The following is a 15316-nucleotide window of genomic DNA, read 5'->3' as shown; positions in this document are numbered from 1 at the left end:
TCATATGAAAGAGACGAAAATATCCATTTGGTTATTTGGGGTGCTTTCCCTGCTTGCCCAAAACGGCAGTTGCCAAACCCTCAGGGAGTGGATCCACCAAAAAAAGGTACAGAAGGAATACCTCACCCAGCAGCTTACCGCCCAGCGGGTTTATTTGGACCTTCAGGAGGATGGCTCGCGGCTGCTCCGGACAGGCTGGGGAAATATCCAGGGATCCAGGAGCAGGGAACTTGACCTTCACGGGCTGTTCTTCAGTTCCCGTCGCATTGTCAGTAGGGGCCTGAGGGAACATCCGCTGGTCCCAGAAATCCTTGGCATGCATTACAGCATCCTGTTGCACTATCGGCAGGTAAATGGGCTTTTTCGGTCAACCGATAGGTTCTCTGCCCAGGAGGAGCATTTGATTGACAGGGCATACTCGGGGATTCTGGCAATATGTGATGGGATACTTGAGGACCTGGGTTCCCTTCTGGTAAACGATCGGCTCCAGTTGGATGATTTCCAGCGGTTGTACCGGATCCGGGGAATTTATGACCAGATGCTGGAGCTCCTGGCAACCTCGAAGGGATGGCTGGATGATTCATACACCACTTCCAGGATCAGGGAACGCATGCATTCGGAGGCGAGCTCCGGCCAACAGCTCTTTGGACCCATAAAACCTGAAAAATGAAAAAACATTGGCTCATGTTACTAATATCCCTTAGCCTGACCATTCCAGCGAAAAGGCTGTTCGGACAAAGTGCAGATGTTTCCCAGTTGCTCCTTAACGTAGAGAAATTGGCGCAATTGAAAAAAATCCTCCTACAGATGAAGCAAAGCTATTCCATTCTGTCAAAAGGTTACGGAATGGTCAGCGAGCTGTCCCAGGGGAACTTCAACCTCCACAGGGTCTTTTTGGAAGGTCTTATGGAAGCCAGCCCCTCGGTCCGGAAATACCGTAAGGTAAAGGAGGTCGTAAACATCCAGCTCCATCTGGTCTCCCTATGCAATACATCCATAAAGCGGTACCGGAATTCAGGGGCCTTCTCGATTGGCGAACTCCGCTATCTCGCCTCTGTCCAGCAAAAGGTCCTTTCGGAATCTCTGGGGAACCTAGAAGAACTTGCCGTCCTGGTAGCGGGCGGCCTCGTACAGATGGACGACGGGGAGCGGCTATCGGCAATCGACGTGATACACAGAAAAATGGAAGATACCATAGGGTTCCTTCGCCGTTTCCTGGTGTCAACCGACATACTGAGGCTCCAGAGAATCCGCCATGGCAGGGACCTGGGCCAGCGGGAGAGCCTTTTCAGGACCGAACAGATGAACCCCAAATAAACAGTTAATACGATGAAGAAAAATATTAGATATGGACTGGTCTGTCTGCCTTTCCTTGGCCCCATGCAGGCCATTGGGCAGGATCACTCTGAAAATTTCACGAATTTCCACCTCGTCCTCGAACGGCTGTACGAAGAAATGATGCCCATGTGCTCAAGCCTAATCGGAGTGGGCCAAGGTCTTGCGGGGTTTGCTGCCCTTTGGTACATTTCATATAGGGTATGGAAACATATCTCTGCGGCGGAGGCCATTGACTTCTTTCCCCTTTTCCGGCCTTTTGTGATAGGTTTCTGCATCTCCATCTTCCCTTCCCTGATGGGGCTGGTGAACAGCGTCCTGTCTCCCGTGGTCCAGGTCACCTCGGCCATGGTGGGCGACTCAAATCAGGCGATCTCAGAGCTCCTGAAACAAAAGCGTGAAGCTCTCGAGCGGACCGAGTTGTTCCAGATATACGTAGGACAGGATGGAGAGGGCGATCGGAGCAAATGGTACCGGTACACCAACCAGGATGCTGATCCAGAGGCTGAGGGCTTTTGGGAAGGCCTTGGCAATGATTATAAGTTTGCCATGTCCAAGGCAGCCTACAACTTCAGGAATTCGATCAAGGAATGGATGAGCGAGGTGCTGACCGTTCTTTTTCAGGCCGCGGCCCTTTGTATAGACTGCCTGCGGACCTTTCAGCTGGTTGTCCTCTCGGTCATGGGGCCCATCGTGTTCGGCCTCTCGGTCTTCGACGGTTTCCAGCACAGCCTTGTGATATGGCTTGCCCGGTACATAAACATATTCCTCTGGTTGCCGGTTGCCAATATTTTTGGGAGTCTGATCGGCATGGTCCAGCAAAATATGCTAAGGCTTGACATCTCCCAGATCGAGGATGGAGGCTATACCCTTTTCTCACCTACGGACAGTGCGTACCTCATTTTCCTGATCATTGGGATCGTGGGCTATTTTGCCGTTCCCAGCATCGCCAACTATATTGTCAATGCCTCGGAGAACGGTGCTTTCGTAAGGAACGTTACCAATATCTTCCTTAGCACAACCACCAGCATTCCGACCCGGATGGTCCAACAGGCCTCAATGGCAGGAGATGCCATGGGCGATCCACCTGCAAGGAACTCGAGCAACATGGCCCAAAGGTCCCAAAGCGAACCATACTTCAAAGATCCTGCCCAGACAAGCTTTATGGGGGATAAACTGAAGGGTAACCCTTAAACATGGATATATGTATGATGTTTAGAAAGATGAAAAATATAGATTCTGCCTTTCGCTATATCAGGACTTTTACGATACTGGTTATCCTGGTTAGCAGCTCTATAAGCTGTCTGTGCCTGTACTGGTGCTTCAGCTCGATCAATAGGCAACAGCAAACGGTCTATGTACTGGGAAACGGACAGGCGTTTCTGGCCAGTTCCTCCTCACGGAAGGAAAACCTATCGGCAGAGGCCAGGGACCACGTCCAGCGTTTCCACGAGCTCTTTTTCACGCTGGATCCCGACGAAGCCTCCATACGCGAGCATACAACTAGGGCTCTCTACCTGGCAGACCACAGTGCAAAGAAGATATATGACAATCTCAGGGAGAGGGATTTCTATTCACAGCTCGTTGCGGCAAATGTCAACCAGAGCCTCAAAGTGGACAGCATAGAGGTGGACCTTTCGCAATATCCCTACAGATTCCGTTTCTACGGGACCCAGCTGGTAACAAGACCCACAACCCAGACCACGCGCAGCCTGCAGTGCCAAGGGATGCTAAGGGAGGTCTCCAGGAGCGAAAATAACTCCCATGGACTTCTCATCGAACGGTGGGAGATCCTTGAGAACAGGGATATCAGGACACGTAACCGCAAATAACGTAAAAATGGAAGCTAAAAAAGCCAATAAACCCTTAACGCTGCAAAGAGCGTTTTCTTCTAGGCTGGGGAAGGCAACGGATGGATTGTCCAGACGGACCTTGACTATCTGTCTGTCCATCTTCGTCCTGGTCGGGAGCATCTGCTGCCTCACAAGGATATTCCTTGCGGTCTGGTTCCCAGGATCACCGCCGTTATCCCGACCGAGCGCTGTGGGAATGCCTGTGATCCAGCGGGATTCCGGTACTGTACAGGAAGGGAGAATAGGGAGGGGGACAGTTTTCGGCCAGGGGGACAAAGATACCCTTGATGTAAAAACAAAAAGGCAGGCTAGGCCAGAAAGCCGCACCAGACCTGATTGATCCGTTAAAACCAACAAAAAAAAAGCCATGCAGACAAGCAATTCAATTATGAGTAAACAGGTAAGGGGAAGGTTCCTCTTGCTGGCACCTGTGGTTGCAATACCATTTGTGCTCCTGTTTTTCTGGAAAATGGGGGTCGGAAAAGATCTGTCCGAAGCCCCAAGGACGGAGGAACATTCCGTTTTTCTTGCAGGTCTCCCCGATATCGGTGCAACTAAAGGGGAAAAACTTAATAAGCTGGAACATTACGAAAAGGCCGACCGGGATTCCCAAAGACTCAAGGAGCTCATTAGGCATGATCCTTACTATCTGGAGCCGCAGGGCCCCATCGGATACCACGAAGGGAATCCCGAGGACCTTGTCGGACCTGAAGCCTATGAGTTCACTCCCATTGGCCGGCAATCCGGCGAGCAGCTTTCCCAAGAGATCTTTAAAAAGCTTTCGGATCTCCAACAGGAGCTGGAATCACCCGCGACCAGAACGGACGCTGACCGACTTTCTCCCTTCGACGGCCAGCAGGAGGCAACGAATGCCCCAAAAAAGGAAATGCTGGACTTTCTGGATGCCCATGAGGCGCATCTGGACTCACTTTCCAGTGATCCAAGCCAGGACATGGAAATCCTGCAGCTCAATGCCATGCTCGACAAGGTCCTTGATATCCAGAACCCTGACAGGTTAAGGTCACGGGCACAGCCGGAGGAAAACTTAGAAGGTGTGGGTGCCTTACCGGTCGGCCATCCATTGGAAAGGACCCAAATCTCGGTCCTGGCAGCCCACGGACACAAAAGGGACACATTTCGGAGAACCTTCAGGTTCTATTCGCTAAATGACCAGGGAAAGCTTCCATCAGAGCAAGGGGCGATCCCGGCAGCGGTCCATGGTCAGCAGGAACTTATCGATGGTTCGTACATCAAGCTGCACCTTATGGAAACGGTGAACGTTGCCGGCAAGGAGGTCCCTAAAGGGGCCCTTGTATTCGGCCAGGTCAGGTTTTCGCCACAGAGGATGGACATCAAGATCAAGCACCTCAGGGTCGGACAGTTCATATTGCCGGTCGATATGCAGGTGCATGACCTAGATGGTTTGCCGGGGGTCAATGTGCCGGGAGACATATTGCGGCAGGGTATCCAGGAATCGGCCGATAGATCGGTCCAAGAAATGGGAATGCCAGCCCTGGACCCTTCATGGGAGACCAAGGCGGCCTCCTTGGGGGTACAGGCAGCAAAGAGGCTTTTGGCAAAGAGGATAAAGGTGAAAAAAGTGATCATGCCCGCAGATTATCGAGTGCTATTATTTGATAGAAAGAAAAAAGAACAGATAAAAAAAACAGTAAAATAAATCATGGATAAATTACCACATTGCATAATATTAGCGGTATTCCTACTGGCCTTTGCCCCTTTCGCAAATGGACAGTACGCTCCCATGCCCCAGAGCATAAGGGTAAGCGAAAATATGACGTCCAACCTCATTTTCTCCATGCCCATCTTGAGCGTGGACCTGGGAAGTTTCGATCTCCTTGCCCAAAAGGCTAGCGGGGTACAGAACATCCTGCAGGTAAAGGCCGCGAGCAAGGAGCTGACACAGACGAACCTCACCGTGATCACACAGGACGGAAAGTTACATTCATTCCTGGTAAGCTATTCTGAATTTGCTGATCCCATCAACCTTACCGTCGGGGGGAACCTGCCCGAAGGCACCAATGTTCCCTCCATCCCGAACCGCACAAAGGTTCCTCCCATCCCGGTCGGGCTAGGTATGGATTGGGTACGGAACACGGACCTTGTTCCCGTTAGGTTGATGAAAAAATCGGACGGGATCCGCTTTAGCCTTGACGGCATCTTTATACAAGGGGACAGGATGTACCTGCGCTTCAGGTTCTATAACGAATCCCATATCCCTTTCCAGCTCGACCAGTTCAGGCTTTTCCTCAAGGATAACAGAACGGCGAAAAGGACGGCTGCCCAGGAACTTGAAATCATACCGGAATATGTGGACGGACAGCAGGACAAGATGCTTGAACATGTGCCGTATACCTGGGTTGTTTCCGTACCGAGCTTTACCCTTCCAGAGGGCAAGCACCTGTGGGTGGAGCTCATTGAGCTTTCTGGAGGAAGGGATTTGGGGCTAAAGGTCAGGAACAGACATATCCTAAAGACCCTTCCGGTTCCATTCATCCAATAAAAAAACAGATATCATGAACATACAAAACTTTGAATACCTCAGGGATCAGCTCTTCTTCTGCGGTTTCGGGCACAAACTTGAAGATGCCCTAAGATCGAAGATGGCAAAGGACAAACAGGAGTTCCAGTTGCAGTACAGGGGACAGATAGATTCCGAGCCTGTAAGGGCAGAACTGCACTTTTCCAGGAGTAGGCAGACGGATAGGTACTTCTTCAATTCCTTTCGGGTCGAACTCCCCCAAAACAGTGCCCGGGTAACGGGATCGAGAAGATTCCATGTGAACGGAAGTAACAGGTTTACCTTAAAGGAAGCATATAACCTTCTCAACGGAAGGTCGGTTCACAAGCAGCTGACCAATGTCCAGGGGGAACGGTACAGGGCATGGTTCCAACTGGATGGCAAGACCTTGGATATCCATGGCAACCATAAACTGCTGCAGTTCCATGAAAACTATGGATATGACATCGAAAACCAGTTAGGGCGTTTTCCGATCATGGAACTTAGGGAGGAACAGAGCAAAAAGAGGTTGCTGGAATCACTTGGCAGGGGCAACCGTCAGCTGGTGACCTTTGAGCTGAGCTCAGGGCCCCATAAACTGTACGTAGAGGCCCTGCCAAGGTTCAAGGCAGTCTGCATATACAATGAACAGGGCATAAGGCAGGAATTCATTGATGACCGTTCCAAATTGGACCAGCGGCCAAGTGCCAAGCTTCAGGAGCAGCAGAGGCAGATCCAGATACGGAGCAGGGGGGGAAGGAAGGGACACAGCTTATGAGACCCGATACCTTTATTGCCCTGGCCAAGGTGCTTCCCGAATTCTTTCAGGCCATGGACCGTGACCCCAGGTTGTCAAGTACTCACGTTTCACTCTATTTCTCACTGATAAGGCAGTGGGCAAGCACAGAATTCAAGGGGTGCATACGGGTCTATGCCAGGCATGGTGCCCACAGGGCCAAGATTTCGATGGTAAGTTACATAAAGTGCCTGAAGGACATGCATGAATTTGGGTATATCCGTTACGTGCCATCCTATAACAGCGCTGTGCCCAGTTCAATCTACCTCTTTTGTGGGGGGGAGTTACCCGAAAATGACGCTCAGAAGGTGGTTGATTCCCCGTTGCTTCCGGTGAAAAAGGGAAACTAAGGGGTGCTGTGGAAGTATCGGCAGGCGCAGGCCTTTGCTCTTGGTTTACCCCGTAGGGTAAGGCTCTTTTGCATGGGACAAGCTCCATGTCTGATGTGAGCCGGATGGAAAGGCAAAACAACGGGCAGTCAATAGGAAATCCTTGCTGCATCGTCCGCAACAAGGATTTTTTTGGGGGCGTAAATCCAGACGGGATGACCCCTAGTGCCGATGATAGGCTCTTAGAACCGCTCGAACTGAGAGAAAAAGAAGCTTCCTTCGACCTCAGCATTCTCATCAGAATCAGACCCGTGGATAGCATTAGCATCGATAGATCTAGCATATTTGCTGCGGATAGTGCCTTCTGCAGCTTTCGATGGATCGGTCGCACCGATCAAGGAACGGAAATCCTCAACGGCGTTGTCCTTTTCCAGGATTGCTGCGACAATGGGCCCCGATGTCATGAATTTAACCAGGTCCCCATAGAAAGGGCGTTCCCTGTGAACTGCATAAAAAGTTCCCGCATTTACTGCGCTCAGTTGAATGTACTTCATTGCAACGATCCTGAAACCGCCGCTGATGATGTCATTCAAGATGGCGCCGGTGTGGCCATTTGCTACCGCATCTGGCTTGATCATTGTGAAAGTTCTGTTTGTTGCCATTATACTCTATATATTTTTGCAAAGTTAATAAAATTGTAACAGGATGTAAAGTTTAGTTCGAGGGCCCCAGTACAGGGGATCCTAAAGGTGTTGCCTACTGAATATGTTCGTGTTAGGTCGATAAATCCTTATGGACCAGAGGGTTGGTCGGGTTATCACTGAGGGTTGCGAGATGGTGGGGCCGACTATGCACTGGACGAATATTACCGGTCCACAGTGAAAAGGACCTGGGGGAATGACGTTTCCTGAATGTAACATAGGAGACCTTCTGCCCTTCCCATTTTTGGACTTTGACTGGGCACCCTTCCCGATCCACCGCCCAATCCCATTACCGAGCGCTTCACGGGCGGGTTTTGTAAACCGGTAATAGTTAGTTAAATTAAGGGTTCACAAAAAGGGGATTGATGGAAAATTCAGAAGCCAACAGTTTATTAAGGAACACCATTGACAGTACGTTGGACATGATTCAGGTATTCCAGGCCGTGCGGGGCCTTGACGGTAAGATCGAAGATTTCAAATGGGTACTGAACAACAGGGCATCCGAACTGATCTACGGGGATGTTATCGGTAAGAGCCTGCTTCAGCTCAACCCGGGAGTGGTGCAGGAGGGGATCTTCGAAATCTTCCGTGAGGTGGTAAGGACGGGCCTTCCCCAGACCAACCTCCACCACTACGTTCACGAACAGTTCGATGGCTGGTATCACCAATCGGTCGTGAGGCAGGGCGATGGCGTTTCTACGACCACCAAGGACGTGACGGAAATGGTCCTGGCCCAGGAGAAGATCATGGAGCTGGAAAGAGAGCGGCAGAAGGAAATATTCAATATCACGCTGCAAAGGGTGGAAGAGGAGCGGTCTAGGTTATCCGAGGTGCTCCATAACGAAATTGGACAGCTGCTGTACGCAGCGCGCCTTCAGCTTTCCAGCCTAGACCCCGAGATGCAGAGAATGGAATTCATGGAAAACCGCCTAAAACTGGAGAAGCTACTGGTTCTATTGGTTAAGGAGGTAAGGGAACTTTCCCACGATCTTTCCCCAATGGCACTTGAAAAGCTGGGGCTTAGGGATGCACTTGAGAGATTTATGTCAAGGTTCCCGGATAAACAGCGGTTCAAGTTCCGATACCTGGGAAGTCAGAACATGGGGGACATCAAACGGGAAACTTTTGTTTACAAGATCGTCCAGGAACTGCTGCTAAATGTCGCCAAGCATTCCTTCTGTACCAGATGTACCCTTCTGGTTAGAGTTTCAAAGGCAGAAATAACCGTGCACCTAAGCGACAACGGTAAGGGATTTGATCCCCAAGCTGCAATAACAGAGGGGATTGGCCTGGCCTGGGTGAGGAACAACGTGGAGAGCTTGGGCGGAAATATCGTTCTGGAATCCAAAGAGGGGGATGGCACGATGGTCAATCTCAGCATTCCGTACCGATAAATTGGAGGGAAGCAGGACCGGCCCCATCTGCAGCTGCGTACCGTGAGGCCCACGGCCGATGGAGGAATGATACGTAATGGGGAAAGTATTAATGGCGCCAGGGAAAGGTTTTTACGCATACTTTTATCGTCCTGAACAAAAAGCGTGGCACAAATGTTCCTCAATTGCACGGGCATTAAGGAAGATGCCGAACAAACTAATTTTCTGTTCATGAGAAACCAGCGCTATTCAACATTGTTGAGATTAGGCCAGCTTCGCGACGGCAAGTACGTGAAGCTGTCCCGAATAGATATTCAGGGTATAACCTCAAGGATCCTTCGGACTGCAGAGGAAACCTTGCTCCACGTGCCGCTCCCTTTTGCGGACCTGCTCCTGCGGCTGGCCCCCAACCTAGGTGGGGACAGGTCGGCAAAGATAGATCCTGGCGATGGAAATGGGGCCAGGATCGAAATAGATGGCTTACTGGGCAGTTACCTGGTGGAACTGGAATTCTTTGCAGGAAGTGCACTCCACATCCACTCTAAGGTCAGCTTCATTCCTAAAAATAATGTTTCAGGGATGGAGCTCTCCCCCGAGGTGACCTTTCTGGAAAAGGGAAAGTGGAGTGCGCTGAAATCCTTTAGGTTGGTCCTGCAGCAGCGCCAGCTCCGATCCGGGGCATGCTTCCTGGAACTTGGCGACGGTGTGGGCACGGCACTCTATTTCCACGACCTCGGCAGGCTATCGCCCCTGGCAGAAGATACCCGGAGCAGCCTATCGGAATGCGTGAAGGTTTTCTGGCCAGAGGTTGGCCTGGACCTGAGGACGGGATCCGAAGGGGTCCTAAAAAAGGGAAAAAGTTATGTGCTGAGCGATTTTCACCTGATCCTGGAAAATGAAAATAGTGGACAGGGGGACATGATTGCCTCTTCAAGGTTTATTTCGGGGCTGGCCAGTATCTATCCTATGCTGCAGAAACCGAAGGATCGGCTTGTGAATTACTTTTCACTTGCGCAAAAATGCCTCATGACCCTGGCCGAAAGCCATGGCTGTTGGCAACAGGTCGACAGGGATCCCTATCTGAACGCCTACCTGAACGACTATGGCAACCCTCCGGAGAGCATGGTCCAGATGGCCCTTTTACCTTCCTTAGCCAGGTATGCCAGGAGATTTGCGTCGCACAGGGCCGCGGGGTTGGCAGATAGGCTCATTCCTGGAATCCTGAACTTCTATAACGAGAAAACGGGGACAATGGAACGTTGGCTACCCAGCAAGGCATATCAGCTTTCGCCTTCCGAGGAACAGAAGAAGGCCCGGGTGATGGATTCGTGGTACCTCCATCACCCCCTGTTACAGCTCGCCCATATGCTGGAAGAAGGCTATCTTGAAAAAGGGCACCGAGACCTGTTCTTTGCATCGGTGGAGTTCTGTAGGAAGGTCGCCGAAAAGTACAGTTATGACTGGCCGGTCTTTTATGACCTTGATACGCTCGAAAGCCTAAAGGACGAAACGGGTCCGGGGAAGGGAGGCGAAAAGGATGTAGCGGGCCTCTATGCCATGGTGATGCTGAAGGCATACGGACTCAGTGGCAAGAAAGGTTATCTTCAGGAGGCAAAAAAGGCCGCCGATTCCCTTAGGGATCTGGGAACCGACCTTATCTACCAATCCAACAATACGGCCATCGCTGCAGAGGCCCTCCTGGAACTTTGGCGCATCCTTGGCGAAGAAAGGTACCGGGAACTTGCGGAACTCTGCATAGGGAACCTGATACGGAATTCAGGGATCTGGGATAGACAGTACGGAAATTCCAAGGAACTCCAGACGTTCTTTTCCCTTTTTCCCCTAACGGATGCACCTTATTCGGCCATTTTCGAGGAACAGGAGTGCGTTGTTTCCTTTCATCGGATCTTAAGGGCCTGCCACAGCAGACCTGGATCGATTAGCGAACCGACCCAATCCCTGATGGCCGAGTTCATTAAGTACGCAGTCCAGCGCATACCCTTCTATTTCCCGCCGCTTGTTCCCGGGGACATACTTTCCAAGGATCCCAAGACAGGGTCCGTCGACAGTACCTTTTGGGTTCCCGTGGAGGACCTGGGCGACGGCTGGAAGCCAATAGGGGGAGTGGGACAGGAGGTCTACGGTCTTGGGGCCGCTTTCAATCTCATTGATTCGCTTTCCGTCGATCTATCGGCCAAGGGGCATTTCATGTTCCTTAGCTATCCACATGTGGAGCTGGACCGAAGCGAGGACCACGTCAGCATAATGGTCATGGGATCGGCAAATTGTGAATTCCAGTACAGGCTTCATGGCATAGGGAAGGGACGTTACGAAATCCGTTTTGAAGATGGACATTCGACGGAACATTCGGGTAGGACAAGGACCTACCTGGCAAGGGCGGGGCAGAAAGTGACTGTCATGAAAAAAGAGACTTAGGCTTTCCGGAGGCCCTAGGTGACCTATGGATATGCCAATTACGGGCCCTAGTCAGGTGCTCAGTACCATCCCAAAGGGAGGGACAGGGCAGGCAGGGACATTTAAAGGATCAGGTTCTTTTTACTGATCCACTGCCCGTATTCCGGAAATAGACCGAGAACAGGTGCTCCAGTGCGTCCAATGCATAAAGTTCTTCTTCAGCGATCTCAGGATGCGTCAACAATGTCTCTTGGCCGTCTCCCGAGAATACCTGTGCGGCAATAAAGAATCCCCTACGGTTACTAAAGGCACCTACGCCCACCACTCTCCCTTCAATGGAAACATAGTGGTATACGATATCCGGAGTCCCACCATTTACTGTAACGTACGTGAGGGCCTCACCCATTTTTAATTCCTGTAATATCATTTCCTTAAGTTCATTAATTTCATAAAACCCAAATGGCCGTCCCTTTCGTGAGTCCAGGAAAGAATTTCCAGTTGGAAGGCTGGGCCCATTGCATTCCTAGATGGCCGCGGTATGCCTTTTCGGTGAACCTTTCCTGACGGGATGAACGTGGTCCCAGCTGACGGGGCGCCCCAACCTGACACCTGCGAACATCAGGCCCGAATACTCCTTCAGTGGGTAACGCCTGTATATGCTAGACGTGGGTCAAATGACCCTTTATTTCCCGTCAGGTGATCTATTGCGGTCATCTTCTTTGGGATGGAACTTCTTGGGAATATTGGATTCTTCTCCCTTAGGAAGGAAGGGCGGTATTCTCCCCGATTCGTTGCCATCCTCCATCGTCTTTCTATTCTTTCCAGGATCCTTGTCGTCCATCGAAATTTTGTCTTTTTTGTTTTCCTGTTCCATCTTTATCAAAATTTGTCGTTTGTCCTTTGAACAACCGGTTGGCGGATAAAGTTCTTTCTTAGGGTTTTTTTTATGCTGTCTGCCGGAACAATAGGAAATTTCCGCCATCTCTACGCTTGAGCCGGGAACCTAATCAAGGTTGAACGGCCTCCCTGGTTATGGATAACAGCCGATTGATACTATAACAAATGGAGCTGGCCAAAATAGACTGAGGAAAAGGACATCATGATAAAGAGTGAGTGGCAATATCACCTAGGTTGTATCCAATGAAAAGCCGCTGATCTAAATGAAAGTTTATCGCCCGTCCTGGCCCAAGATCGCGCCAGTCCGCAAAGCGGCATGCGGAGGAGCCTGGTGATCTCTATGCTGTCCGTTCCGTAGCGATCTTTATTGGTCCTGTTGCCTGAGGGATAAGTGGATTCCCCAGGGAAATGACGGACTGGGGAATTCCAATCTATTAAATCGCTAAATTAATTGATCTTGGGAACATAACGGTCAGGGATTAAAAATGTTTTAAAAAGATTGCCGCCCATTCAAGAAAATAGGCGGCATGGGATTTTGAATTGTAATTTCTCTTGTTTGCAGACATATAACAAATCATTCTTAATATTGTTTGTTTTTTCTAGAGATACTTATGCATGGCCACCTACCCAATGACGGTAGCTGTGCGGGATTAAACAATCCGCGAGCTGCGAGGGGTACCGGAGACTGGAAGGTATCGGTGGTCCGTTGGACGGACGGCCACAAATTATGGCAAGTGAATGGTAAATCTACAATTATGACAAGACAGAACTTACATGATCTCCTCAAACAGGGATATCAAATATTAGATAACGGCATTCCAAGAAAGGTAGAGATCGACCTCTGGAATTACCTTTCCGGTCTAGATGGGGAATTACTGAACATTCTTGTCCTTGAGGAACTACTGACCTGGGATGATCCGCAATTGGCGATGATTGAGATCGACGCGCAATGGTGAAGGGTCCCCGATCAATATATAACGGTGATTGCATGCATGTATCGGAGCAAGGTCCTGATTGCGCACATCCCGTTACGGTCAGTCATCAAGTCCCCTCCCGTCGAGTATTTGCTGGTAATATCTTTCGATCCTCGATTCCCTGGTCCTGGCTTGCCTTGCGCTATTGAAATGGAATAAGTAACCCTTTTGCCGTCCGGGTGTCAGGGAATGAAAGGCCTTGTTAAGGGCCGCGTCAGCTTCCAGGATCCGCTGGAATTCCGTGGGAACCGGATATTCGCCCACTTTTTTTAGCTCTACCTTCTTTCCCGATCGCTCGATCTTTACCGCTTCCTCGATATAGGTCTTGATGGTAGCCCTTAGTTCCCTTATCTGTTCAATGGCAGTGAACCTGATCTGCCTTGCCGATTGTACGTTCTCTGTTTGCTGTACTAGGATTTTTTCCTGGTCTTTCAGTAGGGCGCCCTTATGGAAAAGCAAGGCGCAATAGTCCTTGAAGCCATGGATCAGCAAGGTGTTCTTTCCATCGACCGTATAGCACGGATGGTTCCATTTGTATGCCTCCTCCAGAGAGCTGTTCTCGCGCACGATCTCGCGCAACAGCCCGAACGAGTCCTGCCATTTGCCTGGCTTTGCCAGGAACTGCTCTATTCTTTTGTCCATTTTACCTGTTTAGTTTCAATGTGTGGAGAATCTTTCTTTCGGCAGGCCTGAGATACCAGGACAGAACGGTTGCCGAAAGCAATATTAGGGATGGTAGGGCATCGCCGAACTGTCCTCCCGCCGCTAGGTGGGAGACAAAGGCCCCTGACATCGCAAAAAAGAACCCTGCGTAGGCCCATTCCTTCAACAGCGGGAATTTTGGAACCAGTATGGCCACCACGCCCAATAATTTCCACGTCCCAAGGATGCTAAGGAGATAAAGTGGGTAGCCCAACGATGTAGCGATGGCGTTATAGCCTCCGATCTGCAGCAACTGTTGGACACCGCCTGCCGTCATACCGATCGACAGAAATATGGTAACGGCCCAATAGGTTATCTTGTTTTTCTTTTTCATGTCCAGTTATTTTAGTTGACTAGCTATTTCCTGTAGCCTGTTGTGGGCCATGTCCAGGCCCCTTGCAAATGGCATCTGCATTAATTGGTCCCTGGCGCCAACAGATTTAAATACGATGTGCATGGTCAGTTTGCTCGTTACCTCCGTCAGTTCCTCAAACTCCAGGAATTCAAGTTGGACGGGTAACGGCGTGCCTTCCATTTCAAATGTCCTGGTGATCCTCGTGTTGGGAACAAACTCGTGTATCGTGCCGTGGGCCCGGAAGGCCACCGTACCGTTGTGCGAGGTTTCAAAGGCATATGAGCCGTGGTTGGCGTTCTCCATCTTCAGTACCCTGGTGTTCATCCACTGTTCAAAGAGGCTAGGTTCCTCGAAGGCCCTAAAGAGAGATCCCAATGGCAGGTCAAAGACCCTGGTAATCAAAAGGTCCTGTGAGCCTTCATGGGCTGTTAATTTCGTTTTCTGTTCCATTATCGTTGGCTGTTGTGATTTTTCATGACGGCTTCAAGGCTATCGAACCTTTCCTCCCAGATCTGACGGAACGGTTCGATGAAATCGGCGACATCCTTCATCTTCTTTGGATTGGTGTGGTAATAGATTTCCCTTCCGTTGTGCTCCTGTGTCAGCAATTCGCATTCTGTCAGGATCTGCAGGTGCTTGGAAACGGTAGGTCTCGAAGTGTCAAAGTTTGAGGCGATCGCACCTGCCGTCATGGCCTTGGAGGCAACCAGTAACAGAATAGCCCTCCTTGTCGGATCTGCTATGGCTTGAAATACATCTCGTCTGAGGTTCATAATGAAGTCATTTGGCTACAAATATAAGTGAAGTTATTTGGCTACGCAAGGTTTCCTTAAATTTTTTTGGTTATTTATGTCTGAAGGTTCCACCCACCGGCGCCCCCGCAGGTTACCTCGCCAGGGACCGTGGCCTCGGCAGGTACCTCTAAGCAGCTTGCCGGTCGGGGCAGATGTTGTTTGAATAAAAAGGCCAGGAACCGCCGGCGATGGTACCCATGACCATTGCCCCCTCAAAGGCCATATCAAAAGAAATTGCCATTTGGAGCGCTTTGGCCCAGTCGGTTTGGATTTA

The 15316-nt window shown here is 50.4% G+C and carries 17 protein-coding genes; 10 read left to right on the top strand and 7 right to left on the bottom strand.

Features of this window, described 5'->3' with window-relative positions; translation table 11 throughout:
- Positions 1–4 precede the first annotated feature (4 nt).
- From ACK2WI_RS17550 to ACK2WI_RS17520, 7 genes are all read left to right on the top strand, one after another.
- Positions 5–670 (top strand): hypothetical protein, encoded by a 666-nt coding sequence (locus tag ACK2WI_RS17550; RefSeq protein ID WP_409151772.1) that lies wholly within the window; start codon positions 5–7, stop codon positions 668–670.
- Positions 667–1317 carry a TerB family tellurite resistance protein gene (locus ACK2WI_RS17545; protein WP_409151771.1) on the top strand — a complete coding sequence of 217 codons (651 nt, stop codon included), beginning with the start codon at positions 667–669 and terminating at the stop codon, positions 1315–1317. The genes ACK2WI_RS17550 and ACK2WI_RS17545 overlap by 4 nt, the downstream gene beginning before the upstream one ends.
- 12 nt (positions 1318–1329) lie before the next feature.
- The gene (traJ, locus tag ACK2WI_RS17540) at positions 1330–2529 is read left to right on the top strand and encodes a conjugative transposon protein TraJ (RefSeq protein WP_409151770.1); all 1200 of its coding nucleotides are present in this window, start codon (positions 1330–1332) and stop codon (positions 2527–2529) included.
- A gap of 14 nt (positions 2530–2543) precedes the next feature.
- Positions 2544–3167 carry a conjugative transposon protein TraK gene (gene traK, locus ACK2WI_RS17535; RefSeq protein WP_409151769.1) on the top strand — a complete coding sequence of 208 codons (624 nt, stop codon included), beginning with the start codon at positions 2544–2546 and terminating at the stop codon, positions 3165–3167.
- A 907-nt stretch (positions 3168–4074) separates the two neighbouring features.
- Positions 4075–4866, top strand: a complete 792-nt coding sequence (traM, locus tag ACK2WI_RS17530; RefSeq protein WP_409151768.1) for a conjugative transposon protein TraM — start codon at positions 4075–4077, stop codon at positions 4864–4866.
- A gap of 3 nt (positions 4867–4869) precedes the next feature.
- Positions 4870–5709, top strand: a complete 840-nt coding sequence (gene traN, locus ACK2WI_RS17525) for a conjugative transposon protein TraN (protein WP_409151767.1) — start codon at positions 4870–4872, stop codon at positions 5707–5709.
- Between the two features lie 13 nt (positions 5710–5722).
- Entirely contained in the window at positions 5723–6484 is a 762-nt protein-coding gene (locus ACK2WI_RS17520; protein WP_409151766.1) for a hypothetical protein, read from the top strand.
- Positions 6485–7073: 589 nt separating this feature from the next.
- Here ACK2WI_RS17520 and ACK2WI_RS17515 read toward each other — a convergent pair.
- Complete coding sequence (locus tag ACK2WI_RS17515; RefSeq protein WP_409151765.1) at positions 7074–7493, bottom strand: nucleoside-diphosphate kinase; 420 nt, start codon at positions 7491–7493, stop codon at positions 7074–7076.
- Positions 7494–7897: 404 nt separating this feature from the next.
- Between ACK2WI_RS17515 and ACK2WI_RS17510 the strand changes: the two genes are divergently transcribed.
- Together ACK2WI_RS17510 and ACK2WI_RS17505 are read left to right on the top strand one after the other, a co-directional pair.
- A complete protein-coding gene (locus tag ACK2WI_RS17510; protein ID WP_409151764.1) occupies positions 7898–8926 on the top strand; it encodes an ATP-binding protein in 1029 nt (342 codons plus the stop codon).
- Between the two features lie 210 nt (positions 8927–9136).
- Positions 9137–11341: a hypothetical protein gene (locus ACK2WI_RS17505; RefSeq protein ID WP_409151763.1), complete on the top strand. Its 2205-nt coding sequence runs from the start codon at positions 9137–9139 to the stop codon at positions 11339–11341.
- A 109-nt stretch (positions 11342–11450) separates the two neighbouring features.
- Here the strand turns inward: ACK2WI_RS17505 and ACK2WI_RS17500 are convergent, their stop codons facing one another.
- Positions 11451–11747, bottom strand: coding sequence for a hypothetical protein (locus tag ACK2WI_RS17500; RefSeq protein WP_409151762.1), 297 nt, complete (start codon positions 11745–11747; stop codon positions 11451–11453).
- A 255-nt stretch (positions 11748–12002) separates the two neighbouring features.
- Positions 12003–12194, bottom strand: a complete 192-nt coding sequence (locus tag ACK2WI_RS17495) for a hypothetical protein (protein ID WP_409151761.1) — start codon at positions 12192–12194, stop codon at positions 12003–12005.
- A 634-nt stretch (positions 12195–12828) separates the two neighbouring features.
- On the opposite strand from ACK2WI_RS17495, the gene ACK2WI_RS17490 reads away from it, so the two are divergent.
- Entirely contained in the window at positions 12829–13173 is a 345-nt protein-coding gene (locus tag ACK2WI_RS17490) for a hypothetical protein (RefSeq protein WP_409151760.1), read from the top strand.
- A gap of 78 nt (positions 13174–13251) precedes the next feature.
- Here the strand turns inward: ACK2WI_RS17490 and ACK2WI_RS17485 are convergent, their stop codons facing one another.
- From ACK2WI_RS17485 to ACK2WI_RS17470, 4 genes are read right to left on the bottom strand one after another with little or no spacing between them, the layout of a single operon-like run.
- Positions 13252–13833, bottom strand: coding sequence for a YdeI/OmpD-associated family protein (locus ACK2WI_RS17485; protein ID WP_409151759.1), 582 nt, complete (start codon positions 13831–13833; stop codon positions 13252–13254).
- Between the two features lies 1 nt (position 13834).
- Positions 13835–14227 carry a DoxX family protein gene (locus ACK2WI_RS17480; RefSeq protein WP_409151758.1) on the bottom strand — a complete coding sequence of 131 codons (393 nt, stop codon included), beginning with the start codon at positions 14225–14227 and terminating at the stop codon, positions 13835–13837.
- 6 nt (positions 14228–14233) lie between these two features.
- Positions 14234–14698: an SRPBCC domain-containing protein gene (locus ACK2WI_RS17475; protein ID WP_409151757.1), complete on the bottom strand. Its 465-nt coding sequence runs from the start codon at positions 14696–14698 to the stop codon at positions 14234–14236.
- A complete protein-coding gene (locus ACK2WI_RS17470) occupies positions 14698–15021 on the bottom strand; it encodes an ArsR/SmtB family transcription factor (protein ID WP_409151756.1) in 324 nt (107 codons plus the stop codon). Before ACK2WI_RS17470 ends, ACK2WI_RS17475 begins: the two co-directional genes overlap by 1 nt.
- Positions 15022–15316: the final 295 nt, after the last annotated feature.

It is taken from the genome of Sphingobacterium sp. BS-2 (assembly GCF_046161205.1).
GTDB lineage: Bacteria > Bacteroidota > Bacteroidia > Sphingobacteriales > Sphingobacteriaceae > Sphingobacterium > Sphingobacterium mizutaii.
Note: the sequence above shows the minus strand (reverse complement) of the source record. Positions and strands in the feature narration are given on the sequence as shown.